Here is a 26,632-nt window from a genome sequence, read left to right as displayed (position 1 = left end):
CGGGGGTGCCCTCCGGAGCGGGCGATACGACTCCCGTGGATCCCGCACTCCTCGAGCACGCGTTTGCGCTCTACGGCTTCGATCCGGCGACCTGCCGGCACATCGGCGGCTTCGAGAGCCAGGTGTTCGAGGCGCGGCGGCGCGACGGTACCTTCGTCCTGAAGCTCGGGGATCCCGGGCGCAGGTCCCTGGACGCGGTCGAGGCGGAGTGCGAATGGCTGGAGTACCTGACAGCCAATGGCGTCCGCGCCGCCCCGGCGATCAGGGCCGCTGACGGCAGCTACGCAGCGTTGCTCGGCGGGGCCGGCCAGGCCGTCTGTGTGCGCGCGTACGCGAAGACGCCAGGCGCTCCGCTCTCTGCCGACGATCTGACGCCGGACGTGGCGACCGCCTGGGGGCGGCTCCTGGGGCGACTTCACGCCGCGACCAAGGTGTATGTTCCGCCGTCGGCGAGGCGGCGTCATGCGTGGCATGAGGACGGCGACTTCACCAGCGCGCGGGAGCTCTTGCCGGAGGACGAGCGCGACCCGATTGGCGGTCGGCTAGAGCGGCTCGTCGCGGAGCTCCGGGCCTTGCCGACGGACCGCGACGCCTTCGGCCTGGTGCACACCGACGCCCACTTCGGGAACGTGCTCAAGGACGGCGGCGCGCTGACGCTGATCGATTTCGACGACTGCGCCTACGAGTGGTTCGCGAGCGATCTCGGGATCGTCCTCTTCTATGTCGCGATCGACCCGCTCGGCCCCGGGCGGCCGCCCGAGCTCCTCCGGAGGTTCCGCGACAGGTTCCTGGACGGCTACGCCCGGGAGAACGCGCTCTCCGCGCGGTGGCTGGCGGAGATAAACCGGTTCATGAAGCTGCGCGAGCTCGTGCTCTACACGGCGATCCGCCGGGTCAGCCGGCGCGGGGCGCTGGACGCCTGGTGTCGCGCTTACCTGGAGCGCCACAAGCCGCGCATCCTCGGCGATCGGCCGGCGTGGCCGGAGCCTGGTTGAGCGCGCGTCGCTCAGCCGCCCTGTCGAGCTAACCCACCCCCCGAGGCGGCCGCGGCGCGAGCATCGGGTGCAGCTCGGCGAGCCCGAGCCGCGCGCGCCCCGCGAACTCGTAGGCGTCGTCGGTCGCGGCGATGTGCTGCGTCGCCGCGTGGATGTCCCGGAAGCACCGCTGCAGCGGGCTCGCCGCGTAGAGCGCGCCCCCGCCGCCGGCCCGGTAGGCGAAGCCCGTGACCTCCGCGGCGACGTCGGTCACAACCGTCTGGACGAGCCGGATCGCCGCCCAGTCCTCGATCGAGAGCGCCTCTCCAGCGCGCGCCTGGTCCCACATCCGCCCGAGCACGTCGAACGCATAGGCCCGCGCCGCCGCGAGCTTTGCCTCCGCGCGCCCGAGGTCCATGTGGAAGGCCGCGTGGCTGCCCAGCGCGAGCTGCGGCCACGCCTTCACGCGGCGCGGGGCGACCGCGGCGATCTCGTCGAGCGCGCGCCGCCCGACGCCGAGCGCGAAGCCGACGTGACCGGCCGCGAGCAGGGCAAGCAACGGCAGCGAAACCAGCGCGCCGCCGCGCCGCTGAGGCGCCGCCGGGAAGGGGCACGTCCGCGCCTCGGGCACGAGCGCGCCGTCGATCCGGTAATGGTCGCTCCCCGTGCCGCGCAGGCCGGCCACGTCCCACGTGTCCTCGATCACCACCTGCTCGCGCGGGACAGCGAGGCTGATCATCTCGGGCGGCCCCGCCGGAGGGGCCCCGCCCTCCGGGGCCACGACGGCGCAGGTGAACACCCACGACGCGTGCCGCACGCCGCTGCCGAAGGCCCAGCGGCCCTCGAGCGCGTACCCCCCGGAGGCGCGCCGCGCGAGGCCGGTCGGAATCTGGAGCCCCGCGAACGTCGGGAACGGCCCTGCGAACACCTGGCGGGCCCCCTCGTCCGGCAGGGTGCCCCCGGCGAGCGCGGCGAGCAGCGCGCTGATCATCAGCGACCACCCCGCCGACGCGTCCGCGCGCGCCATCGCCTCGAAGACCTCGACCTGCGTCAGCGGGTCGCTCTCGACGCCGCCGAGCGCGCGCGGCGCGGCCATCGCGAGCAGGCCGCTCGATTGCAGGGCGTCGACGACCGCGGGCGCGAGCGTGCGCAGCCGCTCGGACGCCTCGGCGTGGGCGGTCGCGACGCCGCGGACGCGCTCCACGGCGGTGAGGAGGCGTTCGCGCTCGGGGGATCGACGGGGCTCGGACATACGGGGCTCCTTTCCTGGATCAGGTGCAGCGCGCCAGCCATACCTGGCCGCCCGCGCGCCCGATGATGACAGTGACAACATGGGAAAGTTTCCGCTGCCTACATTTTCTTCGCGACGGCCTGCAGCTCCTGAGCTCGCGGCCCTGCGCCCCGCGGCTCGGTGGACCGCGGCCTTCGTGGTATCGTGCGCCTGCGCTGTGGCTTCCTCCGCAAGGCGCCGCCGTCCGCGCGCGCGCACCTCACCCGCAACCGCGTCGCGCTCTTCACCCGCGCCCGCGTCGCGCCCCTCACCCGCAACCGCGTCGCGCTCTTCACCCGCGCCCGCGTCGCGCCCCGTCGACCGGCCCTACCACCACGGCGACCTCCGGCGCGCCGTGCTGGAGGAGGCGCTCTCGCTCATCGAGGAGCAAGGGAACGCGAGCTTCACGCTGCGCGAGGTCGCGCGGCGCATCGGCGTCTCGCACGCCGCGCCTTACCGCCACTTCGCGGACAAGCGCGCCTTGATGACCGAGCTCGCCGTCCAGGCGAGCGCGGCGCTCGGCGCGCGGATCTCGGCCGCCCTCGCGGGCGCCGGGGGCGACCTCCGGGCGCGGTTCCTGGCCGCCGGCTTCGCCTACGTCGCCTTCGCGCTGGAGCACCCCGCGCCCTTCCACGTGATGTACTCCGGCGAGGTGGACGTGGGCGACCCGCGGGTCGCGGCGGCCACCGCGCAGAACCTGGGGGTGCTCCTCGGGTTCATCGAGGAGGCGCAGCGCGCCGGCGCGTTCCCGCCCGGCGATCCGTGGGCGCTCGCGGTCCCGATCTGGGCGATGCACCACGGCCTCGCGACCCTCGCGGCGTCGGGGGCCCTCTCCAAGGCCGGACCGACGGCGCTCCGGAACCTGGTCGACGACGCCCACGCGCGCCTGCTCGACGGGCTGCTCCTCGCCACGCCGGGGCCGTCGCGCGCCTGACGCCCGCGACGGATTTCCGTGCCCCTCCACCCCGGCTACGCTCGCGCCCCTCATGCGTGCCACCGCCGCGCTCGCGCTCTCCGCCTTCCTCGTCGCCGTCTCGTCCTCGCCGGCCGCTGCCGCCGACCCGTCCCCCGAGCTCACGTACCGACCCGAGATCGATCTGCCCATCACCGTCGTCGGCGGCGCCGCATGGATCGCGTCCGAGCTCGCCAAGAAGGGCCTCGCCCCCGGATCGTGCCGCTGGTGCACGGCCAACGCCCTCGACACGTCGATCCGCGACGCGCTGGTCTGGAGAGGCAACCCGAACACCGCTCATGATCTCAGCAACGTGACGGTCCTCGGCGTCGCGCCCGCCGCGGCGCTGGGCCTCACGGCGCTCGCCGCGTGGTACGACGGCCGCTCCGACAACATCGCCGCCGATCTCGTGATCGTCACCGAAGCGATGGTGGTGGCGATGAACACGAACCAGATCACCAAGTACATCGTCGGCCGCCAGCGGCCCTATGCCCACCACGACAACCCGGATGTGCTCCGCGCGGGCGAGGGCCCCTCGGGTCCGCTCCCGCACGACGACGATCTCTCGTTCTTCTCCGGCCACTCCACGGCTGCCTTCTCGCTCGCCGCCGCGAGCGGCACGGTCGCGTCGATGCGCGGCTATCGCGCGGCGCCGTGGGTATGGGCGAACGGAATGGCGATCGCCGCGCTCTCCGGCTACCTGCGCATCGCCGGCGATCGCCATTATTTCACCGATGTGCTCACGGGCGCCGTGTTCGGCGCCGCCTCCGGCGTGCTGATCCCGGCTCTGTTTCATGCCCCGCGCGCGGGCGTTGCAAGCTCTGGCACCCGGCGTTTTCGCCTCTCGCTCGCGCCGGCGGGCGGCGGCGCGGGCGTGGGCGTCGCCGGCGCCTTCTGAGCCGAGTAGGGCGATCTCGGCCATCGACAAGCGGCAGCGCCGCTCTCGGACGGCGTAAGTAAGCCGTGTTGACAAATCGATGGTTCATTTTTACAATACGCCTGTCAGCTAGGAATGCTGGTGCTCGGGCCGTCGTTGCTGGAGCGCTAGCTCATTACGTCGAATACGCCGTGCCGCCCTGGCGGCCATGGCGACGGCGAGCTGCGGTCCCGCAATGGGCACGCGCGCTTTCGCGGGCGCGTCTCGACGGGGATCCGCCAGCTCGGCCCCATGAAGGAGTCGACGACATGCATGTCGTTCACCATTCGTCACACACCCGGTGGATCGCGGGAGGCCTCGCCGCCCCGCTCCTCGCCCTCCTCGCAGGTTGCAGCGATCAAGCGCTCGGGGCGCCCGTGCCGGCGCCCGGCGCCGATCTGCCGCCGCGGTCCGCGCCCGGCGTGGGCCGGGAGCTGCCCCAGGGGAGCGCCGGTCAGGGCGAGCCCACGCTTCGGCCCGCCGCGACGGCGGCCGCGCAGCTGGAGCGCGACGAGCTGCTCCGGGAGGCCGGGCGGCTCGCGGAGATCAGGGCGGTGCTCGCGCGATCGCCGGAGGCGCCGCTCGCCCTGCTCGACGAGCACCGGGCCGAGTTCCCGGAGGGGCGCCTCGCGGCCGACCGGGAGATCGTCGCGATCGACGCGCTGCTGCGCAGCGGGCGCGCCGACCAGGCGCGCGCCCGCGCCGGGGAATTCCTCTCGCACTTCCCGGCGAGCCCCCACGCGGACCGGGTCCGCCGCCTGACCGGCGCCGCGCCATGAGACGATTCGATACCACCCGTCGTGGGTAAAAGGCGCGCACGTCTTGCCAGAACACGACGGCCAGGCAACGCCCTGCAGCCGCGCGGGGCGGCCCCCCGCCGGAGGAGGCCTGTCGACACGGCACCACGGCGCGTTCGTCCCGCCGATACCGGCCCTCGCCCGGCGCGGAGCCGTCGCCGTCGTCACGCGCCGGAGCGAAGCGGCGGACTCAGCTGTGCAGGCGTCATTCGGGCTGCCCTCGGTGGGCCGCGCCAGCCGCGGCCACCTCGGGCAGCGACCCTGACCGCCCCGCGCGAAGCACGCGCAGGATCAAGCGAGGATCCAGGAGCGCCTCCGGCCCGTCGAGCATGTGCAACGCGCGCACGAAGCGCACATAGACCTCGCGATCGACCTGCGCGGCCCGGTGCAGCATCCCGGTGTACCAGCGCATGATCGGCTGGAGGATCGGCCGCCGGCCCCTGGTCTCGGGGTAGGCGAGGTCTTCCCCCGTGGACATCCGCCACGGCAGGTCGACCGCCTTGGCCGCGGCCGCGTGGTAGCGGCGGGTGAGGCCCGCGATCGCGCCGCGCCCCGCGCGGCGGCGCTGCTCCTTGAGCGCGGCGTCGAGCGCCAGCGCCTGGAGGCAGGCCGACGTCATCCCCTGGCCGTAAACGGGGTTGAAGCTGGCGAGCGCGTCGCCCAGCACGGCGAGCCCCTCGGGCATCCGCGCCATCCGCTCGTAGTGCCGCCGGAGGTGCGCCGGGAACTTGGAGACGGCGACGTCCGTCACCGGCTCGGCCCCGAGCAGCGCCCGGTAGAGCGCGTCGTTGGGCAGGCCCCGGGCGAACTCCAGGAAGCCCTCGGGATCGGCGGGCGGGTGATCGCCGAACAGGCCCGCCAGCACCACGATCCAGCGCCCGCCCTCGATCGGCGCGATGCAGCCGAACCGCCGGCTGTCGGACGGCGAGCCGAGGACGTACAGCGACTTCCACGGGAGCTCCGCCGGATCCCGCGGCCGGTACTGACGGCTGGCGTACCCCACCCGGACCTGGATGGTCGACTCGTCGGGCCGCCGGTAGCCGAGCGCCTCGAGCCACGCCGGCGCGCGCGAGCCGCGCCCGCTGGCGTCCACCACGAGCTCCGCCGGCAGCCGCTCGATCTGGCCGCCCTCGTCGCGTTGCCGGAGCACGACGCCCGTGATCCGGGAGCGATCGCGAGACGCCGAGAGCTCCACCACCTCGCGCTCGTCCAGGCGCCGCACCCTCGGCAGCGCGAACGCGCGGCGGCGCACGTGCGCCTCGAGCAGCGGACGGGTCATGCACACGGTCCGCACCCCCGTCTCGAAGCGCGGCTTCCAGGCGCCGTGGTGGTGCCACGCCAGGCCGAGCCCGAAGTCGTACGCGATGGCTCCGTCCTGGAGCAAATCCCCGGTGAAGCCGGGGAACAGGTCGTTCAGGATCCGCTCTCCCTGGGCGAGCAGCCCGTGGAGCTGGCGAGCCTGGGGCACCCCCTTGCGGGCCTCGCGGAGGTCATCCGGGATGGCGTCGCGCTCGACGACGGCCACCTCGCCGAAATGGTCGGCGAGCACGCGGGCTGCGACCAGGCCCGCGATGCTCCCACCGATCACCACCGCCCTGCGGCCGGCGAACGGGCGATTGGAGCGGATGTCCTCCTGGGTGCAGGGCTTCATGAAGCCGCCAGGATTGCAATCCTCGGGCCGCCCCTGAGGACCGCAAGGCCGGCGCAATGCTCGCTGCGTGATGAGGCGCTCAACCCGCGTTGCGCGCGCTGCGCACATCGCGCGCGACCCGCGCGACGTGCCAGCGCCCGACTGAGCAGCTGCGCAACTACGCAACTCCACGCGCTCCGTCGAGATGAAAGCGACGATCACTCCCGCGCTCTTCGTCGCCATCAAAGATGGAGCTCCGGCGCGGCACGCGCGGAGAGGCCGTATCGAGGCGCCGCTCCCCCGCCGGCGGGTGGCCGCTCCGCGGCGGGTGTGAGAGAGAGCACCGCTCGCGATCCGGTCCTCGCGTCTTCGTGAGAGACGCTCGACGTGCATTGCAATGCCGCGCGCCCGGAGCCGCGCGACGTGACCCGTCGACCCCGCGATGGGCGCCGGGCTACTTCTTGCGGCAGCCGCAGTCGGACGTCGGCGCTTGCGGCGCCGCAGGCCGCTGGCACGTGGTCACGAGGGTGCTCAGGACAGCGAGGAGGATCGCTACGCGGAGCCGCATGCCGGCGATCCTCCCCCGCGCGCCGGGCGGCGTCAATCCGGGGCGCTCAGCCGAGCGGCATCTCGAGCGACACCTCGTCGAGCCCCACGCCGAGGAAGCGGCGCGGGCGCACCGTGACCGCGATCTGCGCGCCGCCCTCGCCGCGGCCCGCCTTGACGGTGAGTTCGATGCTGGCGGGCGGCGCGTTCTCGAACAGCGCCCAGAGGGCGCCCTCGACGACCGGCTGGACCTCCGCCGGGTCGCTGTCCGGGGGCAGCTTCGAGCACAGCGCGCGCAGGAACTGGACGACGCGCGCGACGAAGAGCTGATCGACGAGCGAGACGCGCTCGAGGCGCTCGTCCGGCTCGGCCGTCGGGCTGTCGTACGTGAGCTTCTCCGGCGGAACGTAGGCCGTCGGCGCGGCGAGGACGTACACCGCGTCGCTGTTCGGGGCCGACGCGAGCAGGAGCACGCCGCTCTTCGAGAGCTCGCGCTGGGTGTCCGTGGACACGAACGCCTCGGTCGGGATCGCGACGCCCTCGTCGCCCTCGTACGCGCCCTTGACCTCGTGCACCGGCAGATCTCCGAGCGTGCCGCCGCCCTTCGCGCCCGTGACGCGGCAGGGCCACCCCGTCTCGCGGAAGCTCCCCGCGATCAGCGCGCCGACGACGTACGCCGGCGAAATCCAGACGCGGCCGCCCTCATCGCCGGGCTGCTCGGCGATCGCCGCTTCCCGGATCCGGGAGGTCGACCGGTCGTACGGCATCCGGCCGAGCACGCGGTTCATCGCGATCGCGACCCACCGCGCGCCGTGCCGCGCCGCAGCGGAGCGCCACGGCGCGCGGTGCGGCGCCCGGAACAGCGCGGCCTTGTTGTCGAGCCGCTCGACGCCGCCGAGATCGTCGACCCCGAGCAGGCGCGCGTCGCCGTTCACCACGGCGGGGAGCGCGTGCGCCTCGGCGACGCGCGCGATCTCCTCGAGCCGCGCGAGCGACGCGGCGCTGCCGTCGATCGCGACGTCCACGATGGCGACCGACGCCGGCGGCTCGGAGCTCGCCGTCTGCGCGAGCACCCGCGCGAGCGCGCCGGCCGCCTCGTCCGGGCGCGCGCTGACGACGTCGAACCGGACGCCCTCCGCCGCCTTCGCGCGCTCCACGAGCAGGCTCAGCCCGCGCCACGCCTCCTCGAGGCGCCGCACCTCGGGGTGCTGCAGGATCGCGCCGAGCTGCGCGCCGATCGCGCGCTCGATCTGCGCGATCGCCTCCGCGGGCCGAGCGGGCTGGCCCGCGCGCGGGCGGGCGCTCGCCGCCACGGTCGCGATGAGCTCCGAGAACCGCCCCGCCTCCGCCGGCTTCTGATCGAGGCTGCCCGGCGTCGCGGGTGGGGGCGCCGCCTCGGCGCCCTCGCCCCCGCCGAGGTCGACCATCGAGAGCAGCGCGTCCACGTCCGAGCCGGGCGCGGGCGCGGGCGCCGCGGGCCGCTCCGCGGCGGGCGCGGAGCGGCCGGGCGAGGCGTCCCGGCGCTCCGGGACGAGGCCCAGGATGTCGCGCACCAGCGGGGAGCCGCCCCAGAGCCGATCGAGCTCGGCGCGCGCCTGGTCGAGCGTGGCCGAGCCGTCGCGCAGCCGATCCAGGACCCGGCGGCCGTCGAGCAGCGAGCGCAGCAGCGGCACCTCGGCGCACAGCGCGTCGGGCCGGAAGCTCTTCATCCCGGCGGGCGCGAGATCGACGCGCACCGCCCGGCCCGCCGCGAGCACGCTCGGCACCTCGATCGCGAGCCGTGGCCGGAGCATCGTGAAGAGGTTATCGAAGCGGCTCGCGTCGACGCGGATCGCGCCCGCGGGCGGGCTCGCGCCGGCGTTGTGCGGATCGCGCGGGGTGAGATCGGCGACGACGAGCACGCGCAGCGGGAGCAGCGGCCCCCGCTCCACGGCGCCTCCGTCCTCGCCCACGTGGAACCTGAACTCGTCGCCCAGAACGCCCTTTTCCGTCATGGCCAGCGCAGCATAGGCGTCACCTATCGGCGCGAGAAGCGCTAAGCTCCGCGCGCATGAAGACGGAAGGCGGTCCGCCCTTGAACTTGAACCCTGAACCTCACGCCGCCAGCGATCGCAGGCGCCTCCGCGGGGGTGCCCCGATCCAGATCGGGCTCCTGGGCTGCGGGACGGTCGGCGGCGGCGTCCTGCGCCTCCTGGCCGAGAACTCCGGCTACCTGGCGGAGCGCGCGGGCGTCCCCCTCGTCGTGAAGCGCGTGGTCGTGCGCGACCTCGAGAAGGAGCGCGTCGCCGCCCTGGATCGCGGCCTGCTCACCACGAACCCCGAGGAGGTCGTCGACGACCCCTCGATCGACGTCGTCGTCGAGGTGATGGGCGGCGAGACGCCCGCGCGCGCGCTGATCGAGCGCGCCATCGACCGCGGCAAGGGCGTGGTCACCGCGAACAAGCTGCTGCTCGCCGCCCACGGCCCCGCGCTCCTCGCGCGGGCCTCGGCGCGGCAGGTCGACCTCGCGTTCGAGGGGGCGGTCGGCGGCGGCATCCCGATCATCCGGACGCTCCGGGACGCGTTCGCGAGCGACTGGGTCGAGCGCGTCACCGCGATCCTGAACGGCACCTGCAACTACATCCTCACGCGCATGCGCGACACGGGCGCGTCGTTCGACGCCGCGCTGCGCGAGGCGCAGGAGCTTGGCTACGCCGAGGCCGAACCGTCGCTCGACGTCGACGGCCACGACGCCGCGCACAAGCTCATCGTCCTGGCGATGCTCGCCTTCGGGGCGCAGGTCGACAGCGCCGACGTGCACACCTCCGGGATCCGGAGCATCGAGGAGGCCGATCACCGCTACGCCGATCGGTTCGGCTACACCATCAAGCACCTGGCGATCGGCCGCGACCTCGGCGATTCCATCGAGCTGCGCGTGCATCCCACGCTGATCCCGAAGCAGAGCGTGCTCGCCAACGTCTCCGGCGTGCTCAACGCCGTGCTGCTCGAGGGGCGCGCCGTCGGCCCGTCGCTCGTCTACGGCCGCGGCGCCGGCGACCTGCCGACCGCGGTCAGCGTCGTCTCCGACATCCTCGACGTCGCGCGCTCGATCGCGTCGGGCGTCGCGGGCATGCAGGGCCGCGGCATGTCGATCAAGCCCCGCGCGGTCCGCCCGCTCGGCGAGATCGTCTCCCGGTACTACCTGCGCTTCGCGGTCGAGGACCGGCCCGGCGTCATGGGGCGCCTCGCCGGCGCGCTCGGCGACGCGGGCGTCAGCATCGAGCAGATCGTGCAGCAGGGGCCGACGAGCTCGGGCTCGGGCGCGGCGCCCGCGGACGAAGCGGCCGCTCGCCAGCCCGCGGTGGACGTCGTGCTCATCACGCACGACGCGCGGGAGGGGCTCGTGCGGAACGCGCTCGACGCGATCGCGCGCGAGCAGTTCCTCCGCGAGCCGGTGCACCTGTTCCGCATCGAGGAGCCGTGACGTCCCACGGCGACGCGCCGCTCGGCGTGTTCGACTCGGGCCTCGGCGGCCTCACGGTCGTGCGCGCGCTGCGCAGGCGCTGCCCGGCGGAGGACATCGTCTACCTGGGCGACACGGCGCGGGTCCCGTACGGCACGCGGTCGCCGGAGACGGTGGTCCGCTACGCGCTCGGCTGCGCGCGCGTGCTCATCGGCCGCGGCGTCAAGGCGATCGTCGTCGCGTGCAACACGGTGAGCGCCGTCGCGATCGACATGCTCCGGGTCGAGCTGGATCTGCCCGTCCTCGGGGTCATCCTGCCCGGCGCCCGCGCCGCCGTCGCCGCGTCGCGCGGCGCCACGATCGGCGTGCTCGGGACGGCCGGGACGATCGCGTCCGGCGCCTATCCCCGCGCCGTGGCGTCGCTCAGCACCCGCACCGAGGTCGCCGGCCAGGCGGCCCCGCTGCTCGTCTCGCTGGCGGAGGAGGGGTGGCTCGAGGGCGAGGTCCCGCGGCTCGTCGCGCGGCGGTACCTGGAGCCGCTCATCGGCGCGGGCGCCCGCTCGATCGTGCTCGGGTGCACGCACTTCCCGCTCCTCCGCGCCGCGATCGAGGCCGAGACGGCGTCGCTCGCCGGCGGCCCCCTGCCGATCGTGGACAGCGCCTCGGCGACCGCCGAGGAGGTGGCCTCGTTCCTCGCCGAGCGGGGGCTCGCGACCTCCCGGAGCACGCCGGGCGGCCTCTCGCTGCTCGTCACGGATCTGCCGAAGAGCTTCGCCTCCGTGGCGGCCAGGTTCCTCGGGGAGCCGGTCGTCGCGGACGGCGCCGTACGCCCCTCGACCCAGGCTGGCGCCGCTGTCCGCTCCCCGACCCAGGTTGGCGGAGACGCCACCGGCCGTTCTTCCCATTTTTCCGCCCAAGGCGTCGACGTGGAGCAGATCGACCTGTAATACGCAGCAAGCTTCGCCCGGGGCTCCGGGCGCGGAGGAGGTTTTCCACACGATGACGCAGCTCAGGTGGCTTTCGGCCGGCGAGTCGCACGGGCCGGAGCTCGTGGCGACCGTCGAGGGTATTCCGGCGGGCATGCCGCTCCTCGCGGAGGACATCGACGAGGATCTGGCGCGTCGCCAGCGCGGCTACGGGCGCGGCGGGCGGATGAAGATCGAGACCGATCGCGTCCGCCTCGTCGCCGGCGTGCGCGGCGGCGAGACGCTCGGCGGGCCCATCGCCATGGTGATCGAGAACCGCGATCACGCGAGCTGGGCCGGGCGGATGGGCCCCGAGCCGTTCCCCGAGCCGCCCGAGGCGCTGACCCGCCCGCGCCCTGGCCACGCGGATCTGGCCGGCGGCCTGAAGTACGCCCGGCGGGACCTGCGCGACGTGCTCGAGCGGGCGAGCGCGCGCGAGACCGCGGCGCGGGTCGCGGTGGGCGGCGTCTGCCGCAAGCTCCTCCGGTCCGTCGGCGTCGAGGTCTTCGCCCACGTCCTGTCGATCGGCCCGGTGGCGTCGCCGACCTCCGCCGCCTCGGGCGGGGGTGAGCTCCCGCTCGCCGAGCTCCGGGAGCGCGCCCGCGCCTCGGATCTCGCGTGCGTCGACGCCGCTGCCGCGCAGGCGATGCGCGACGCCATCCGCGAGGCCGCGCACCGGGGCGACACCCTCGGCGGCGTCTTCGAGGTGATCGCCACGGGCCTGCCGCCCGGGCTCGGGAGCCACGTGCAGTGGGACCGCAAGCTCGACGGACGGCTCGCGCAGGCGCTGATGAGCATCCAGGCGATCAAGGGCGTCGAGATCGGCATCGGCTTCGAGGCCGCGCGCATCTCGGGCTCCGAGGTGCACGACCCCATCGCCTACGATCAGGGGGCGCACGCGTTCACCCGCCCGTCGAACCGCGCCGGCGGCCTCGAGGGCGGCATCACGAACGGCATGCCGCTCATCTGCCGCGCCGCCATGAAGCCGATCGCGACGCTCAAGCGCGCGCTCCCGTCGGTCGACGTGCGCACCAAGGAGCAGTTCGACGCCGCCTTCGAGCGCAGCGACGTCTGCGCCGTCGCGGCCGCCTCGGTCGTCGGCGAGGCGATGGTGGCGATCACGCTCGCCGCCGCCCTTCTCGAGAAATTCGGCGGCGACAGCCTCACGGAGCTCTCGCGCAACGTCGACAGCTACCTCCAGCAGGTCCGCTCTTACTGAAGGCCATGGAACTCCCTTCCGACGCACCTCCGCTCCTGCTCACCGGCTTCATGGGGGCAGGCAAGTCCACCGTGGGCCGCATCGCCGCCGCGCGCACGGGGCTCCCGTTCCTCGATCTCGACGACGCCATCGTCGAGGAGGCCGGCGAGAGCGTCCCTTCGCTCTTCGCCACGCGCGGCGAGGCTGGCTTCCGCGCGCTGGAGGCGGCGACCCTGCGCCGGCTCCTCGGGGCGCGCGGCCCGCGCATCATCGCCCTCGGCGGCGGCGCCCTCGTCGATCCCGCGCTCCGCGCCGAGGCGCTCGAGCGCGGCTGCGTCGTCGCGCTCACCGCCACCCCGCGCACGATCGCGGCGCGCACGCCGAACGGCAACCGCCCGCTGCTCGACGGCGCGCCGGATCGTGAGGCGCGCATCCGGGAGCTCCTGGCCGCGCGCGCCCCCGTCTATGCCGAGGCCCACGCGCGCGTCGCGACCGACGGCGTCTCCCCCGCGGACGTCGCGGCGCGGGTCCTCCGCGCCTACGCGGATCGCCCGCTCTTCGTGCCGCTCGGCGACAAGAGCTACGCTGTGCGCATCGCCTCCGACGGGGCGGCGTCCACGGCGGACGCCATCGCCGCGCTGGCGCCGACCTCCGTCTTCGTCGTCACGGACGAGAACGTGAGCCGCCTCTGGGGCGCGCCGCTGCTCGCCGCGCTCGCGGCGCAGGGGACGCCGGCCGCGGCCGTCACGGTGCTCAAGCCCGGCGAGGAGCACAAGCGGCTCGCGGCCGTCGAGGCGGCGCTGACGGCGATGATCGACGCGGGCGCCGATCGCGGCGCGGTGGTGCTCGCGCAGGGTGGGGGTGTGGTGACCGACATCGGCGGGTTCGCTGCGTCCACGCTGCTGCGGGGTGTCCGCTGGGTCGCGGCGCCGACCACGCTCCTCGCGATGGTCGACGCCTCGGTCGGCGGCAAGACCGGGGTCGACCTCGGCCCCGCGAAGAACGCCGTCGGGACGTTCCACCAGCCGTCCGCGGTCGTCGCGAGCCCGGCGGCGCTCGCCACCGAGACCGACCGCGCCTACCGGAGCGGGCTCGCGGAGGTGGTGAAGTCGGCCTGCATCGGCGATCCCGAGCTGCTCACGCTGCTAGAGCGCGAGGCCGACCGCGTCCTCGCGCGCGACCCCGGCCTGCTCGCCGAGATCATCCGCCGCTCGATCGCCGTGAAGGCGGCCATCGTCGCCCGCGACGAGCGCGAGTCGGGCGACCGCGCCCTCCTGAACCTCGGCCACACGCTCGGGCACGCCCTCGAGGCCGAGGGGGGGTTCGTCCGGCTGGCGCACGGCGAGGCGGTGGCGCTCGGCATGGTCGCCATGTTCCGCGTCGGCTGCGCGCTGGGCGTGACCGATCGCGCGGCGGCCGACCGGGCGACCCGCTTGCTCGCGCGGCTCGGTCTGCCCACCCGGATCGAGGACGAGCCGGTCTCCGCCGCGCTGCGCTTCCTGTCGCTCGACAAGAAGCGCCGGGGCTCGTCGGTCCGGACGGTGCTGATGCGGGACATCGGCAGCACGTTCGTGGAGCCGATGCCGCTCGATCGCCTCGCCTCGCTCCTCGAGCGCGCGGCCGCCCGCGCGACCTGACCCTCGGGCGCCGAGCGGTGTGCCTGAGACAGCCCTGCTCCGGGCGAAACCCCTGCGTCGGCGCCGTACGCCCTCCTGGCTGAGCGCCTCCGGCGCAGACGGCGCGTGCGCTGTCGGTGAATAAAATCGATGTGTTTCCAACGTTCTTCGGAAAAAAATCCCGGCACACCGCCCGCATCGTCCGCTCCGCGCTATCTTTCTCGGCGCCGATGGTGACCGCGACGAAGAAGAGAATCCTGGTGGTGGAGGACGAGCAGGACACGGCGGCGATGATCGCCCGGTTCCTCGGCGACGAGTTCGACACCGTGGTCGCGACGAACGGGATCGATGGGCTCGCGCTGGCCCAGCAGGAGCCGTGGCCCGATCTGGTGATCGTGGACATCATGATGCCGAAGCTCGACGGGGTGAGCATGACGAAGCGGCTCCGCGAGCACGAGCCGACGCGCCGGGTGCCCATCATCTTCCTGACCGCCAAGTCGGATCCGATGGACGTCATCGCCGGCATCCAGGCGGGCGCGCGCCATTACATCACGAAGCCCTTCGTCCTCGACGATCTCAAGAAAAAGGTCCGCAAAGCCGTCTACGGCCGCTAGAGCGGCGGTCACTCGCTTCGGATACGGGCCCACCTCGGCGTTTTCGGTGCTCAGCGCACAGGAGTGCGCTTGCGCGCCGAAAACGCCGATCTGGGCCCGTCTCCTGTGCGAGAGACCGCCGCTCTGCCCCGGCGGACAGCGGGGCGGGGCGGGGCGGGGGGAAACCGCAGCAGGGGGCGGGACTGGCTGGGAGGCCCGCTGGTCATTGAGAAGGAGCTCAAAGAAGGCCGACTGGCGATCTTGGCATCTCCGAGGTCTCTCGCCTCGATCCGGTCCGTTTCTCGCGTGCTGCGTGGGGCCGCAGGGCAGGAATCCCGGCGGTCTCTACCGCCGTCGCGCGCCGGCGCCGCGGGGCGCTCGCCTTGGGTTCTATGAGGTTCTTCGGAGATGTCGTATCGCCGTTCGGGCTCGGCGCCGGTCGTGCGCGGCGCTGCCAGGGGGCCCGCGTCAGCTGCCGCCGCGGTGCGGGACGCTGCAGGCCCTGAACGCCTTCTCGAACAGCTCGAGCGAGCGGGAGATGCTCGAATGCACCCGGCGGATCTCCTCGGCGGAGGTGGTCGCGAGCTTCACGATCTCGAGCGCCTCGCGCGGGTGGGCGTCATCGTAGTTCGCATGCGCGGCGAGCCACGTCAGCGACTTGCTCCCCTCGCCATAGAGCTTCGTAAAGCTCGGCAGCACCACGCGAGAACACTCGCCGATGACCCCCTCGATCGCATAGTTCACCGCGCCGACCGCCTCCGCGAGCGAGCCGCGGTACGACACCGACCAGAGCCACTCGAAGAGCGACGCGATCTCCGGGCTCGGGCGGTGGCTCGTGATGTCCGAGGTGCTGTGCCCGTGCCACGCCGCCCAGTCGAGGTACCAGCGCACGTGCAGCGCCTCGACCCGGATGTTGCCGATGAGCCAGTCTCGCACCAGGGAGTCGCGCGGCGTCTGGCCATAGGTCGTCTTGGCGAGGCTGAGCCCCATGTACTTCGGGAACGCCTCGACCACGCAGAAGAACTCGCGGAGGAGCCCCTTCCACATCTCCTGATCGACCGGCTCCGTCATCGTCTGCGCGATCGGCGGCGTGTAGACCGCAGCCTTCCACTGGTCGGCCAGAGACTCGAGCATGTCCTCGACCCAGACCGGGTGCGGCGTCGCCTGAAGGCTGTCCTTGACTTCCTTGTGCCGCTGCGAGCGAGGTGACAGCATGAAATTACCTGTAGGGTTGCTGGGTCAATCTGCCTCGTGGCTGCCCGCCGGCCTCTACCCCACCGAACCCCCGCAGGCTGACCGGTCAGCGGCCGTCAGGAGACAATCCGCAGAGCAGGCACGATGCTGACCCCGAGCACGAAAGACGAGAGGGGCAGCGCGAGGACCTCACCATGGGAGGCTTCGCGTACATGTGTCCTGCCTGCATCCAGTCTGGATCAAGGTGAAGGAGCAAGTCAATAGGCAAACGAGGGCGCCGCCGCAACGACAAGAGGGCCGATCTCGCTCAGGTCGCTCACCATACGACCTCGGAGAGGCACTCCGTCGCGCCGCGAAACCGGCACCGCTGGTGGGTTACCTTGGGGGTGGATGCGCCGCACAGGAGGAGCGCCTGCTCGACCCAGCCGCAGACGCCCTCTCCGCAGTTCATCGCGGAGGGCCCCTCGTCGTCCCCGGTCGGGCCTGTGATGGTCAGCACCCACTCCCGCGGCTTCACCATGCGCGGGAAGACCTTCCCGGAGTCGAAGTAGCGCGACCAGAACATTCCAGTCCGGGCGACGATCGTGTCGGGCATGGCGATCGAGAGCGCGAACTTCAACACCGTATTGAGGTCGCGATCCGCGACATAGCGGGCAAACCGCTTGAGCTCAGCGGTTTGGTCGCTCGCAGTCCGCGCGTGCGTCCGCAAGGCGCGGTTCCAGACGCCGATCGGATACCAGCTGCTCGCGAGCAGCGGCTGAGAGAGTACGTCCCGGTCTGACTTGGGCAGCGACGTCACCAGGCGCTCCCATGCACCGGCGTCGCGGGTCGTCGTGACGAACGACCGGAGGTTGACCAGCAACGTTCCTTTGCATCTACCGGCGGGGATCGAGGTCTTGGTCTTCGTCTCGTGCGTCTTCATCGCGGCGAACCTACGGCGGGAAGGCCCCGGCGAAGCTGAGCCCGATCGGGGGCGCGGCGCACGTACCCTCGGGCGGGAAACCCTGCCCGGGAGCACATCGTCGGGGCAACTCCAGGAGTCGTGGTTGTACCTTGCAGGGGAGCGTGAGTCGGGCTCGATGGCAAGAGATGATTACGTGGGAGCAGCCGTGCGACACGAGCCGACGTGGCCCTGCGCAAGATCACGCCGGTTGTCCAGCTCTCCTTTCGACCCGAGACGCCAGACCCCCGGCGACCGCCGCAGACGTCAGCGCGCGCAATGGTGTGATGCGCATTACGCGATTTCGCGCCGCGCTCGTCGGTCGTCGTGGCCGTCGGCGGGCGCTCGTCGCGATGACGGGGGGCTCGCTGCGGCGACGGGCGCTCGCGGCAGGGGGCTGCGCGTCGCGGAGGTGCTGCGCGTCCGCCTGCGGAGGTGCTGCGCCTGGCAGTTGCCGTCCTCCCCGAACCTCGGTACCCCTACGCCCATGAGCGAACCCACCACGGGCCGGCCCGCCGCCGGCCACGCGGAGCCCGAGCTGCCGCACATCGACGTCGCCGAGCGGGGGGCGCCGCGCGACGGCCGGCCGCAGGTCATCGACGGCCGGCTGTTCATGCAGCTGCTCGTGTTCCGTTGCCCCGGCGACGCCGATCCGGCGGAGCTGACCCGCGCAGCCGGCCAGGCGCTCGCGTCGCAGCGCGTCGGCACCGTCGTCTACGAGGACATCAACGATCCGCGCGGGATCGCCGTGCTCACGTGGGCGGAGGACCCCGCCGTCTTCGTCCAGACCGTCCGCCCGGCGCTCAACCGCAGCGAGCTCCGGGCCCTGGAGCTCCGCCCCGATTTCACCATGCTGGGGCGCACGTACTCGACCGGCTACGAGCAGGATCTCGACTTCTGGCTGCTCCGGCGCCCGGCGGAGACCGTCTTGAACCCCGCCTGGCCGTGGGCGGTGTGGTACCCGCTCCGCCGCAGCGGCGCGTTCTCCAAGCTCGAGGGGCGCGAGCAAGGGAGCATCCTGCGCGAGCACGGCACCATCGGCAGGGCCTACGGCGCCCAGGACCTCGCCCACGACATCCGCCTCGCGTGCCACGGCCTCGACGCCCGCGACAACGAGTTCGTGATCGGGCTCGTCGGCAAGGAGCTCCACCCGCTCTCCCACATCGTGCAGACGATGCGGAAGACCCGCCAGACCTCGGAGTTCATCAGCCAGATGGGCCCGTTCTTCGTCGGCCGCGCCGCCTTCCGCAGCCCTGGCGGCTGACGGGGCCGCTCCCCCTCAGCCGATGCCGGCGAGGCCCGAGAACGCCAGGGCCAGGGCGTCGAGCCGCACCGCCGCGCGGGCCTCGGCGTCGCCCAGCGGCTCGTCCGCGGCGACCTCCTCGCGCACGTCGAAGTAGAACTTGATCTTCGGCTCCGTCCCGCTCGGGCGGGCGATGAGCCGGCTCCCGTCGTCGAGCTCGTACACGAGCACGTTGCTCGGAGGCAGCACGAGCGGCTCGACGAGGCCATCGCTCGTCGTGCGCGTGCGCGCCTCGAAATCGCGCCATGCCACCACGGGGACGCCGCCGATCGCGGCAGGCGGCCTCTTCCTCAGCGCGTCCATGATCGCCGCGATCTTCTCGAGGCCGTCGACGCCGCGCAGGGTGTACGAGCGCTGCGCGCTCATGTAGAGGCCGTACTTGCGGGTGATCGCCTGGAGCTCGTCGAGCAGGGTCCTGCCCTCGGCCTTGCGCACCGCCGCGAGCTCGGCGACCAGCGCCGCGGCGCTGATGCCGTCCTTGTCGCGCACGACCGGGCCGACGGTGTAGCCGAGCGCCTCCTCGAAGCCGAACACGAAGCGGGCGCCGGTCGAGCGCTCGATGTCCATCGCCCGGTTGGCGATCCACTTGAACCCGGTCAGGGTCTCCTCGTAGTGAACCCCGAGCGCCGCGGCGATGACGCCGAGCATCGGGGTCGAGACGCACGACGCCAGCACGAGCCGGCGCTCGTCCGCGCCCTGCGCGCGCCCCTCGGTGAGCAGGTAATGGCCGAGGAGCACGCCGACCTGGTTGCCCGTGAGCTGCACGTACTCGCCGTCAGGGCGCCTCACCGCCACGGCGAGCCGGTCGACGTCGGGATCGTTGGCGAGGACGAGGTCGGCGCCCTCCCGCTTCGCCAGGGCGAACGCCAGGTCCATGGCGCCCTTCTCCTCGGGGTTCGGGAACGCGACCGTGGGGAACGCGCCGTCCGGCTCGGCCTGCTCGGGCACGCTCGCCACGCGCGTGAAGCCGGCCTCGCAGAGCGCCTTTCGGACCAGGCGATCGCCGACGCCGTGGAGCGGCGTGTACACGATGCAGAGGTCGCGATCCCCGTCGCTCCGCACCGCGAGGCCGCGGATCGCGCCGAGGTAGCTCCGCTCCAGCTCCTCGGGGAAGTCGCGCACCAGCCCGAGCGTCCTCGCCTCGTCGAGGGGCATGCGGGGGACCTCATCCGCCGGCGGCGAGGCGTCGATCGCCGTCGCGATGCCGGTGTCGTGGGGTGGGATGATCTGCGCGGCGTTGTCCCAGTACACCTTGAAGCCGTTGTACTCGGGCGGGTTGTGGCTCGCCGTCACCATCACGCCCGCGGCCGCGCCGAGGTGGCCGACCGCGAACGCGGCGATCGGCGTGGGGCAGGGGACGGGCGAGAGGTGGCTCGGGATGCCCGCGGCGGCGAGGGCGCAGGCGGTGTCCTCCGCGAACTCTCGGCTCATCCGGCGGCCGTCGTAGCCGATGACGACGCCGGCGCTCCGCGCCTTGTCGCCGATCGTTTCGAGGAGGTGACGGGCGAGCCCCGCGGTCGTGCGGAGGATGACGGCGCGGTTCATCCGGCTCTCGCCGGCCCCGAGGACGCCGCGGATGCCCGCGGTGCCGAACTCCAGCGGGCCGGCGAAGCGCTCGGCGAGCTCGGCGCGGACGCCGTCCTCGCCCGCCCTGGCCGCGTCGATGAGCTGGCGCAGCTCGCTCTGGGTCTCCGGATCGGGGTCGTGGGCAAGCCAGCGTTCGGCGGGCTCGAGGACGAAGTCGTGGCTCACGCCTGGTATTTAGTTCATGCCGGCCGTGGTTTGCACCACGAGCGCGCGATTCAGCCGCGGGCGGTGACGGCCGCGCGCCGATCGCCGGCCCGCCGCCGACGTAGCCGGCGGCTCCAGCTCGGACCGCTCAGCCCGCCCGGACCGCTCAGTCCGCTCGGACCGCTCAGCCCGCTCGGCCGAGCGTCATCCGGCCTTCTTGCCGGCGGCGAGCGCCTCGGCGAAGCGCGTGTCGTACTGCCCGCCGCGGAAATCACCGTCCTGCAGGATCTGGCGGAGGAACGCGAGGTTGGTCGCGGCGGGCCCGACCGGACCGGTGAGCTCGATCGTCGTCTCGGCGAGCGCCCGGTCGAGGCGAGCGATCGCCTCGTCGCGCGTCGGGCCGTGGGCGACGATCTTGGCGAGCAGCGGGTCGTAGAACGGCGTCACCTCGAGCCCCTCGGCGACGCCTGTCTCGATCCGCAGGTCGTCGCCGGCGGCCGGCCAGCGGAGCGCTGTGATGCGGCCGGGCTGGGGGGCGAACTTCTTCGCCGGATCCTCCGCGTAGAGGCGCGCCTCGACGGCGTGGCCGCGGTAGGTGTGGTCCCGGACCTCCGGCGCGAGCGGCTCGCCCGACGCGATGCGGATCTGGTGCTCGACAAGGTCGAGCCCGGTGCACATCTCCGTGACGCAGTGCTCGACCTGGAGCCGCGCGTTCACCTCCAGGAAGAAGAGCTCGCCGCTCTCCGCCGCGACGAACTCGACGGTGCCCGCGCCGACGTAGCCGGCGGCCGTCACGACCCGGAGGGCGCTGTCGTGGAGCTCCTTCCGGCGGACCTCGCCCGCCGCTCCCTGGAAGAACGCGGCCGGCGACGGGGTCTCCTCGACGATCTTCTGGTGCCGGCGCTGCGCGCTGCACTCGCGCTCGCCGAGCGCGACGGCGCCGCCCTGCCCGTCGCAGAGCACCTGCACCTCGATGTGGCGCGGGCGCTCGATGTACCGCTCCATGTACACGCGCGGGTCCCCGAACGCCGCGCGGCCGCGGTCGGAGCACGCGGTGAGGGCGCGCGACAGCTTGCCTGGATCGGTGACGACCTGCATGCCGATGCCGCCGCCGCCGCCCGCGGCCTTGACGAGCAGCGGGAAGCCGATGCTCTCGGCGGCGCGCTGGGCGGCCTCGACGTCGGCGGGGTCGACCGGACCGCCCGTGCCCGGCGGCGGGAACACGCCGGCCCCGCGCGCGTGATCCCGCGCGAGGATCTTGTCGCCGAACGCGTGGAGCACCGTGGTCGGCGGACCGATGAACGTGACGCCGGCCTCGACGACGGCCTCGGCGAAGGCCTGGTTCTCGCTCAGCAGCCCGTACCCGGGGTGGATTCCGTCGGCGCCCGTCGCGCGGGCCGCCTCGATGATCGCATGGATGACCAGGTAGCTGTCCCGGACAGGCGGCGGCCCGATGCGCACCGCCTCGTCGGCCATCGCGACGTGCGGCGCGCTCGCGTCCGCGTCGGAGTACACGGCGACCGTCGCGATCCCGAGCCGTTTGCAGGTCCGGAGGACGCGGCAGGCGATCTCTCCACGGTTGGCGACGAGGATCTTCTTCAACACGGCCGACAGCTACGCCCCCGCGCGGCGGCGCGTCAAGCCACCCGCTGCGGGCGGCGCTCGCTCGCGCGCTCCCGGGGGGCGGCGCGCGCGAGCGTGCGAGCGTGCGAGCGTGCGATGTCAGCCGAGCGCCCGCCGCACCTTCGGCTTGGCCCCGAGCAGCACGAGCTGCCCGCAGGCCGCCGAGACGTCATCGCCGCGCCGGCGGCGAACGAAGCAGGAGTACCCCGCCTGGGTGAGCACCTCCTGGAACGCCGCCACGCGCTCCTGGGCGGGCGGGCCCAGCGAGGAGGCCTCGATCGGGTTCATCGGGATGAGGTTGATCTTCACCGGGAGCCCGCGCAGGAGCTTCGCCAGCCGCCGCGCCTCGGCGGGATCGTCGTTCTGCCCGGCGACCAGCGTGTATTCGATGGTGATGCGCCGGCGCCGCGGCAGCGGGTAAGCGCGCAGCGCCGCGAGCAGCTCGTCGAGCGGGTGCTTGCGGTTGATGGGCATCAGCGCCGAGCGCGTCTCGTCGTCCGCGGCGTGCAGCGAGATCGCCAGCGCGATCTGCCCGCCAAAATCCGCTCCGAGCCGCGCGATCTCGGGCACGAGGCCCGACGTGGACACCGTGACCCGCCGCGTCGAGAGGTTGATCCCTTCCGGGTGCGTGAGCAGGCGCAGCGAGCGAGCGGTCGCTTCGTAGTTGTGGAGCGGCTCGCCCATGCCCATGTACACGACGTTGCGGAGCTCCTCGCCCTCCTCGAGCATCGCCCGCCCGAGGAGCACCTGGCCCGCGATCTCCTCGGCCCCGAGGTGGCGCTTGAGCCCCGCCACGCCGCTCGCGCAGAAGCCGCACCCCATGGCGCAGCCGACCTGCGTCGAGATGCACTGGGTGACGCGGACGCGCGGCGCGGCGCCCGCCTCCGCGGCCGCATCGTCGTCCTCGTCGTCATCGAGCGCCGCCGCCGCGTCGGCGTCGAGCTGCGCGTGCGAGCCGGGGCCCGACACCGACGGGAGCAGGACGGTCTCGATGGTCGCGCCGTCGCGGAGGCGCAGGAGCAGCTTGCGCGTGCCGTCCTCGGAGCGATGAACCCGCTCGGGCGTCAGCACCTCGCCCAGCCCCTCCGCGGCGAGGTGCTCGCGCAGCCGCGCCGGGAGGTTCGTCATCGCGGCCGGATCGAGGACGCCGCGGCGATGGATCCACTGGAATACCTGCTTCGCCGTGAACGACCGCTCTCCGCGGGCGGCCAGCGAGGCCGACCATTCTTCAGGCAGCCGGGCGACAGGGTGAAGCGGCGTGGAGCGCACCTGCCTGGACTACTGCGCGCCGCCCCCAGCGGCAAGGGCAGCAGGCGGGCGACCAGGCCAGAGCGTCAGCCGCTCTGGCTCTCGACCTGGGGCGCCGTGAGCTGCCCGTCGCGCTCGCGGCGCGCGCGCGTCCGGCTGGCGGCCTCGAGCACCTCGCGGGTGTAGCGCTCGAACGCCTCGGCCCGGTGCATCGCCGTGTGCTCGGCGAAGACGCGCTGCCTCGCCCGCTGGCCCACCGTGAGGCGCTTGTCCTCCTTCATCTCCCTGAGCTTCCGGAGCACGTCCTCCGGCGAGCGCACGAGCAGGATCTCCTCGCCGGGCTGGAAGAACGTCTCGATACCCGGCCAGGTGTCGCTCAGGACAGGGGTCCCGCACGCGGCCGCCTCGAACAGGCGCGCGCTCGGCGACCACCCGGACTCGACCATCGCACGGCGGGTCAGGTTCAGCGTGAAGCGCTGGGAGTTGTAGAAGATGCGGTGCTCGTCCGGCGGGAGGTGCTCCGTCCGGGAGACGTTCTCCGGCCACGCGAGCGACGCCGGGTACTGCGCGCCCGCCACCGCGAAGCGCCCGCGGCGCATGCGCCGCGCCGGCTCGAGGAGGAGCCGCTCGACGGCCGCCTGCCGGTCGTCGCTGTAGGTCCCGAGGTAGCCGAGATCCCAGCGCATCGGCGCCGGCTGGGGATGGTACACGTCCGTGTCCGCCGAGCAGTAGAGCGCCCGCGCGCGCACCGCGCCGTGGCTGCGCTCCAGCCGCTCCAGCGTCGGGCCCCCCGTCGCCGACAGATAGAGATCATACCGCGGGATCAGCGCCGGCGTCAGGTACGCGTGATCCCCGTGCGCCAGCCGGCCCAGCGTGACGGGGGTGTCCAGATCGTAGAACGCGGCCTTTCCGCGGGCCTCCTCCGTGATCCATGCCCCGACCGTCGCCCCTTCCGGTACGAAGGAGCCGACGATCACGAGATCGGCTTCGCGCACGGCGCGTGAGAATCTATCGCGGAGCTCGGTAATGCTCGAGTACTGCTCGGTCGTGCCGTAAGGCGGGTTGGGCAGGTCGCGGTGCTGATCGTAGATGGGGAGGTTCCGCTCCAGAAAGAGCATCCGGTGGCCGCGCGACGCGAGCGCCCGGAGGAGCGCTCTGTACGTCGTGGCGTGGCCGTTGCCCCACGAAGACGTGATGGAGAGCCCCAGGAAGACATAGCGGTAGGTAGTTGTCGTCATAACGTGGTGGCGGCAAGGGTTGAGAGATCCCAGAGGGCGTGCCGGCCCGGAATGCGCCGGTCCCGAGGTACACCGCGGCGGCCCCGGAGAGGCGAAAGACGCCTCGCGGACACCTGCGCGACGTGCGCAACATGCGTAACACGCGCAAAACGAGCGGCACGCCGATCCAGTTGCCCTGGCGCCGCGCGAGAGGGCGCGGCGACGAGCGCACCCGGGATTAACATGCGTGCTCACCCTCTGCAATGCTGTGAGATGCAGTTTCTTGATCGAAGGTGCGTATTCCTCGTCAGACGCCGGGCGGTGAGGCCCGCCCTTTTCCCGTGACGACGAAGCGCGCGAAATCGCCGCTTGCTCCGGGATAACGCGGCTCGTTCGGGTAAAGCACCCGACGGCAACCGTCCTCGCATCGCAGAGGAACCGGCCTGTGCGGTAAACGCTGTTCAGAAGCGATGATGGTGAGAAAAAGAGGGGCGTTGTCGCAATGGTCGGTGACGGCTGCTGGTCGAACGGAGCGTCGACGGGGGAGCCCTGCTCCGGAACGCCGGGGCAGCGCTGGCGAAGCGCCGCCCAGGCCGGCGCGCGCTGTCGGACGCATACGCCGCGGAGCGACGGGGCCTGGGGACGCGGCCGGCGGCAGGGGATTCCGCCGTCCAGCCGAGCTCGACGGCGGACCGGCGGCCTCGGCCGGGCAGGGGCGCCTGGCCTCGCGGAGAAATCGGGCGGGGGAGCAGGAAGGCAGCAAGCGCGCTGCGCTGTCTGGGCGCCTTCCTGTCGGTGCGGGGACGCTGCGGTGGAATCGGCAGGCCGGGTGTCCAGCCTTCAGCGGCGGTGGGGCCGCGCGAGAGCCGTCGAGACGTTCAGGTGGTGTGGCTCAGCGCCTGCCAGCCCTGGATCACCTCGGCGATGCTCGCGAAGCGGCGGTCCGGGCTGTGCGCCAGCCCCCTGTTCACGAACACCTCGATCTCCCGGTCGACCGGCGGAGGCATCAGGCTGCCCAGGCGGCGCGGCGGCGTCCTCGTCTTGAGATCGGCGAGCATCATCAGATTGCGCGCGGCGTAGGGGAGCTCGCCGGTGAGCGCGTGAAAGATCACCGTCATGGCCGCATAGAGGTCGGCCCGGTGATCCACCGTCTTCCCCTTCGTGAGCTGCTCGGGCGGCGCGAACCTGAAATCACCGAGACACCGGCTCGGTAACGTCGGCGCCGCGTCGGAGAGCTCGGGAGGGAGCTTGCACGAGCCGAGATCCAGGAGCGTCAGCCGCTCGCCGTCAGGGCCCTGGTCGAGGAGCACGTTCGCGGAGCTGATGTCGCGGTGGATGATGCCAATCTCGTGCAGCTCGGCGATCGCCGACCAGAGCTGCTCGCCCAGCGGGTGAACGGCGCTGAACGGGAGCGGCCCCTGCCGGGCGATGCGCTCGCTGAGGAGCTCCCCCTCGCGCAGCTCGAACACGAGGAGAGGACCGTGCGCCGGGTCCTTGCCGCCGTCGACCGAGGGCAGTGTGTGCGGGCCCCGCAGCCGCTCGCACGCCACCGCCTCTCGCCGGAAGCGCGCCTCGGCCTCCTGCAGGGGCATGCGCTCTGGCGTGTTGAGCACGCCTCCCGGCTCCTGGCGCATCGGGGGTTCCCCGAGCACCTTGACCGCGACGCGCCGGCCGGTGCTCGCGTCCTCGGCGCTGAACACCTCACCGAGGCCTTCGCGGCGGAGATGACGTACCACGCGGTAGCGCTGGAGCAGAACGGTTCCGGGCACGATTGACAAGAGCGGCCTCCTTCGCTTGACAAAGGGGGTCCAGCGCGTTCCGGTCGCCTCCCCCCTCTCCCCAGACAAGCTCATTTATCACGCAGACGCGACAGAGGAAGCGCCGCGCGCAGCGTCACACGACGAAGGGCCCCGGCGCCTTGTTTTTTGTTTTCCGGCGCGCGCCGCTTCACGTCGGCCGCCCGTCGCACCCGAGGTCGCCTGGACGAAAAAGCCGCGGGGCACGGGACGGGGAAAACCGGGGCGCGCCCGCGGGACAGCGGGGCGCAGGCGGTCCGGGGAGCCGGGGCGCGGGCCGCCGGCCGAGGCGCGTCGCGGCGGCGGGAGCGGCCAGCGCCTGGGCCACCACGGCCGCGCCGGCACCAGCGGCCGGGCCGCGCCGGTGTGCCGCATTGCCCTCGTCGCGCGCCGCCGGAGCGCCGAGCGGGTGCCTCGCCGGAGCGCGCTCCGGTCGACGGCGGTGGAGCGCCGGACTGCCCTCGTGGCCGGGGCCGCCGGCGCTTCGACGCTGCAGAGTTGCCCCTCGCCGCGCTCTCTGGTGACGATGCGCACCGGAGCGCGGCAATCGGTGGTGTCGGTGGTGATTGCATGACAGCGGCGGCGCCTCGCGGCGCCCGCTTCCGGTGACACGCCCGTAACCCCGAACCGCTGGCCATTCAGGTGAACTTCGCGTAGCTCCCACACAGGGCGGACGATCCG

General features: G+C 73.1%; 20 protein-coding genes. 10 read left to right on the top strand and 10 right to left on the bottom strand.

Going from position 1 to position 26,632, the window contains the following annotated elements:
* Positions 1-35 precede the first annotated feature (35 nt).
* Positions 36-995 (top strand): phosphotransferase enzyme family protein, encoded by a 960-nt coding sequence (locus WMF44_RS26095; protein WP_437292747.1) that lies wholly within the window; start codon positions 36-38, stop codon positions 993-995.
* Between the two features lie 28 nt (positions 996-1,023).
* Here the strand turns inward: WMF44_RS26095 and WMF44_RS26090 are convergent, their stop codons facing one another.
* Positions 1,024-2,226, bottom strand: coding sequence for an acyl-CoA dehydrogenase family protein (locus tag WMF44_RS26090; protein WP_437292746.1), 1,203 nt, complete (start codon positions 2,224-2,226; stop codon positions 1,024-1,026).
* A gap of 373 nt (positions 2,227-2,599) precedes the next feature.
* Between WMF44_RS26090 and WMF44_RS26085 the strand changes: the two genes are divergently transcribed.
* The 3 genes from WMF44_RS26085 (at position 2,600) to WMF44_RS26075 (ending at position 4,891) form a co-directional block, all read left to right on the top strand.
* A complete protein-coding gene (locus tag WMF44_RS26085; protein ID WP_437292745.1) occupies positions 2,600-3,178 on the top strand; it encodes a TetR/AcrR family transcriptional regulator in 579 nt (192 codons plus the stop codon).
* A gap of 52 nt (positions 3,179-3,230) precedes the next feature.
* The gene (locus tag WMF44_RS26080; RefSeq protein WP_437292744.1) at positions 3,231-4,094 is read left to right on the top strand and encodes a phosphatase PAP2 family protein; all 864 of its coding nucleotides are present in this window, start codon (positions 3,231-3,233) and stop codon (positions 4,092-4,094) included.
* Positions 4,095-4,381: 287 nt separating this feature from the next.
* Positions 4,382-4,891, top strand: a complete 510-nt coding sequence (locus WMF44_RS26075; RefSeq protein ID WP_437292743.1) for a hypothetical protein — start codon at positions 4,382-4,384, stop codon at positions 4,889-4,891.
* 223 nt (positions 4,892-5,114) lie between these two features.
* On the opposite strand, the gene WMF44_RS26070 is transcribed toward WMF44_RS26075, so the two are convergent.
* Both WMF44_RS26070 and WMF44_RS26065 read right to left on the bottom strand, forming a co-directional pair.
* Positions 5,115-6,560: an NAD(P)/FAD-dependent oxidoreductase gene (locus WMF44_RS26070; protein WP_437292742.1), complete on the bottom strand. Its 1,446-nt coding sequence runs from the start codon at positions 6,558-6,560 to the stop codon at positions 5,115-5,117.
* A 593-nt stretch (positions 6,561-7,153) separates the two neighbouring features.
* Positions 7,154-9,079 (bottom strand): type VI secretion system contractile sheath domain-containing protein, encoded by a 1,926-nt coding sequence (locus WMF44_RS26065; RefSeq protein ID WP_437292741.1) that lies wholly within the window; start codon positions 9,077-9,079, stop codon positions 7,154-7,156.
* Between the two features lie 56 nt (positions 9,080-9,135).
* Here WMF44_RS26065 and WMF44_RS26060 point away from each other — a divergent pair, with 56 nt between their 5' ends.
* From WMF44_RS26060 to WMF44_RS26040, 5 genes are all read left to right on the top strand, one after another.
* Positions 9,136-10,548 carry a homoserine dehydrogenase gene (locus WMF44_RS26060; RefSeq protein WP_437292740.1) on the top strand — a complete coding sequence of 471 codons (1,413 nt, stop codon included), beginning with the start codon at positions 9,136-9,138 and terminating at the stop codon, positions 10,546-10,548.
* Positions 10,545-11,474, top strand: a complete 930-nt coding sequence (gene murI, locus WMF44_RS26055; protein WP_437292739.1) for a glutamate racemase — start codon at positions 10,545-10,547, stop codon at positions 11,472-11,474. Before WMF44_RS26060 ends, murI begins: the two co-directional genes overlap by 4 nt.
* A gap of 52 nt (positions 11,475-11,526) precedes the next feature.
* Positions 11,527-12,711: a chorismate synthase gene (gene aroC, locus WMF44_RS26050; RefSeq protein ID WP_437292738.1), complete on the top strand. Its 1,185-nt coding sequence runs from the start codon at positions 11,527-11,529 to the stop codon at positions 12,709-12,711.
* 5 nt (positions 12,712-12,716) lie between these two features.
* Positions 12,717-14,327 carry a 3-dehydroquinate synthase gene (gene aroB / locus WMF44_RS26045; RefSeq protein WP_437292737.1) on the top strand — a complete coding sequence of 537 codons (1,611 nt, stop codon included), beginning with the start codon at positions 12,717-12,719 and terminating at the stop codon, positions 14,325-14,327.
* 209 nt (positions 14,328-14,536) lie between these two features.
* Positions 14,537-14,920, top strand: coding sequence for a response regulator transcription factor (locus WMF44_RS26040; protein WP_437292736.1), 384 nt, complete (start codon positions 14,537-14,539; stop codon positions 14,918-14,920).
* 447 nt (positions 14,921-15,367) lie between these two features.
* On the opposite strand, the gene WMF44_RS26035 is transcribed toward WMF44_RS26040, so the two are convergent.
* Together WMF44_RS26035 and WMF44_RS26030 are read right to left on the bottom strand one after the other, a co-directional pair.
* Positions 15,368-16,114: a TenA family transcriptional regulator gene (locus WMF44_RS26035; protein ID WP_437292735.1), complete on the bottom strand. Its 747-nt coding sequence runs from the start codon at positions 16,112-16,114 to the stop codon at positions 15,368-15,370.
* Between the two features lie 295 nt (positions 16,115-16,409).
* Positions 16,410-17,015 carry a hypothetical protein gene (locus WMF44_RS26030; protein ID WP_012237471.1) on the bottom strand — a complete coding sequence of 202 codons (606 nt, stop codon included), beginning with the start codon at positions 17,013-17,015 and terminating at the stop codon, positions 16,410-16,412.
* 505 nt (positions 17,016-17,520) lie between these two features.
* Between WMF44_RS26030 and WMF44_RS26025 the strand changes: the two genes are divergently transcribed.
* A complete protein-coding gene (locus tag WMF44_RS26025; RefSeq protein WP_437292734.1) occupies positions 17,521-18,297 on the top strand; it encodes a chlorite dismutase family protein in 777 nt (258 codons plus the stop codon).
* Positions 18,298-18,312: 15 nt separating this feature from the next.
* Here WMF44_RS26025 and WMF44_RS26020 read toward each other — a convergent pair whose 3' ends face one another.
* The 5 genes from WMF44_RS26020 to WMF44_RS26000 form a co-directional block, all read right to left on the bottom strand.
* Positions 18,313-20,088 carry a phospho-sugar mutase gene (locus WMF44_RS26020; protein WP_437292733.1) on the bottom strand — a complete coding sequence of 592 codons (1,776 nt, stop codon included), beginning with the start codon at positions 20,086-20,088 and terminating at the stop codon, positions 18,313-18,315.
* Between the two features lie 183 nt (positions 20,089-20,271).
* Complete coding sequence (locus tag WMF44_RS26015; protein ID WP_437292732.1) at positions 20,272-21,672, bottom strand: acetyl-CoA carboxylase biotin carboxylase subunit; 1,401 nt, start codon at positions 21,670-21,672, stop codon at positions 20,272-20,274.
* A gap of 117 nt (positions 21,673-21,789) precedes the next feature.
* Entirely contained in the window at positions 21,790-22,959 is a 1,170-nt protein-coding gene (rlmN, locus tag WMF44_RS26010) for a 23S rRNA (adenine(2503)-C(2))-methyltransferase RlmN (RefSeq protein WP_437292731.1), read from the bottom strand.
* Positions 22,960-23,024: 65 nt separating this feature from the next.
* Positions 23,025-24,176: a CgeB family protein gene (locus WMF44_RS26005; RefSeq protein ID WP_437292730.1), complete on the bottom strand. Its 1,152-nt coding sequence runs from the start codon at positions 24,174-24,176 to the stop codon at positions 23,025-23,027.
* Positions 24,177-25,033: 857 nt separating this feature from the next.
* The gene (locus WMF44_RS26000) at positions 25,034-25,924 is read right to left on the bottom strand and encodes a serine/threonine-protein kinase (protein ID WP_437292729.1); all 891 of its coding nucleotides are present in this window, start codon (positions 25,922-25,924) and stop codon (positions 25,034-25,036) included.
* Between the last annotated feature and the right edge of the window lie 708 nt (positions 25,925-26,632).

The organism is Sorangium sp. So ce426, assembly GCF_051475585.1.
Classification (GTDB): Bacteria; Myxococcota_A; Polyangia; order Polyangiales; family Polyangiaceae; genus Sorangium; species Sorangium cellulosum_B.
This window is presented reverse-complemented; position numbering and strand designations above follow the sequence as displayed.

Excerpts from the sequence above, each read along its gene's own strand:
- WMF44_RS26090 (WP_437292746.1), bottom strand. The coding sequence starts at position 2,226 with ATGTCCGAGCCCCGTCGATCCCCCGAGCGCGAACGCCTCCTCACCGCC.
- WMF44_RS26080 (WP_437292744.1), top strand. The coding sequence starts at position 3,231 with ATGCGTGCCACCGCCGCGCTCGCGCTCTCCGCCTTCCTCGTCGCCGTC.
- WMF44_RS26075 (WP_437292743.1), top strand. The coding sequence starts at position 4,382 with ATGCATGTCGTTCACCATTCGTCACACACCCGGTGGATCGCGGGAGGC.
- WMF44_RS26070 (WP_437292742.1), bottom strand. The coding sequence starts at position 6,560 with ATGAAGCCCTGCACCCAGGAGGACATCCGCTCCAATCGCCCGTTCGCC.
- WMF44_RS26065 (WP_437292741.1), bottom strand. The coding sequence starts at position 9,079 with ATGACGGAAAAGGGCGTTCTGGGCGACGAGTTCAGGTTCCACGTGGGC.
- WMF44_RS26060 (WP_437292740.1), top strand. The coding sequence starts at position 9,136 with ATGAAGACGGAAGGCGGTCCGCCCTTGAACTTGAACCCTGAACCTCAC.
- aroC (WP_437292738.1), top strand. The coding sequence starts at position 11,527 with ATGACGCAGCTCAGGTGGCTTTCGGCCGGCGAGTCGCACGGGCCGGAG.
- aroB (WP_437292737.1), top strand. The coding sequence starts at position 12,717 with ATGGAACTCCCTTCCGACGCACCTCCGCTCCTGCTCACCGGCTTCATG.
- WMF44_RS26040 (WP_437292736.1), top strand. The coding sequence starts at position 14,537 with ATGGTGACCGCGACGAAGAAGAGAATCCTGGTGGTGGAGGACGAGCAG.
- WMF44_RS26035 (WP_437292735.1), bottom strand. The coding sequence starts at position 16,114 with ATGCTGTCACCTCGCTCGCAGCGGCACAAGGAAGTCAAGGACAGCCTT.
- WMF44_RS26030 (WP_012237471.1), bottom strand. The coding sequence starts at position 17,015 with ATGAAGACGCACGAGACGAAGACCAAGACCTCGATCCCCGCCGGTAGA.
- WMF44_RS26025 (WP_437292734.1), top strand. The coding sequence starts at position 17,521 with ATGAGCGAACCCACCACGGGCCGGCCCGCCGCCGGCCACGCGGAGCCC.
- WMF44_RS26005 (WP_437292730.1), bottom strand. The coding sequence starts at position 24,176 with ATGACGACAACTACCTACCGCTATGTCTTCCTGGGGCTCTCCATCACG.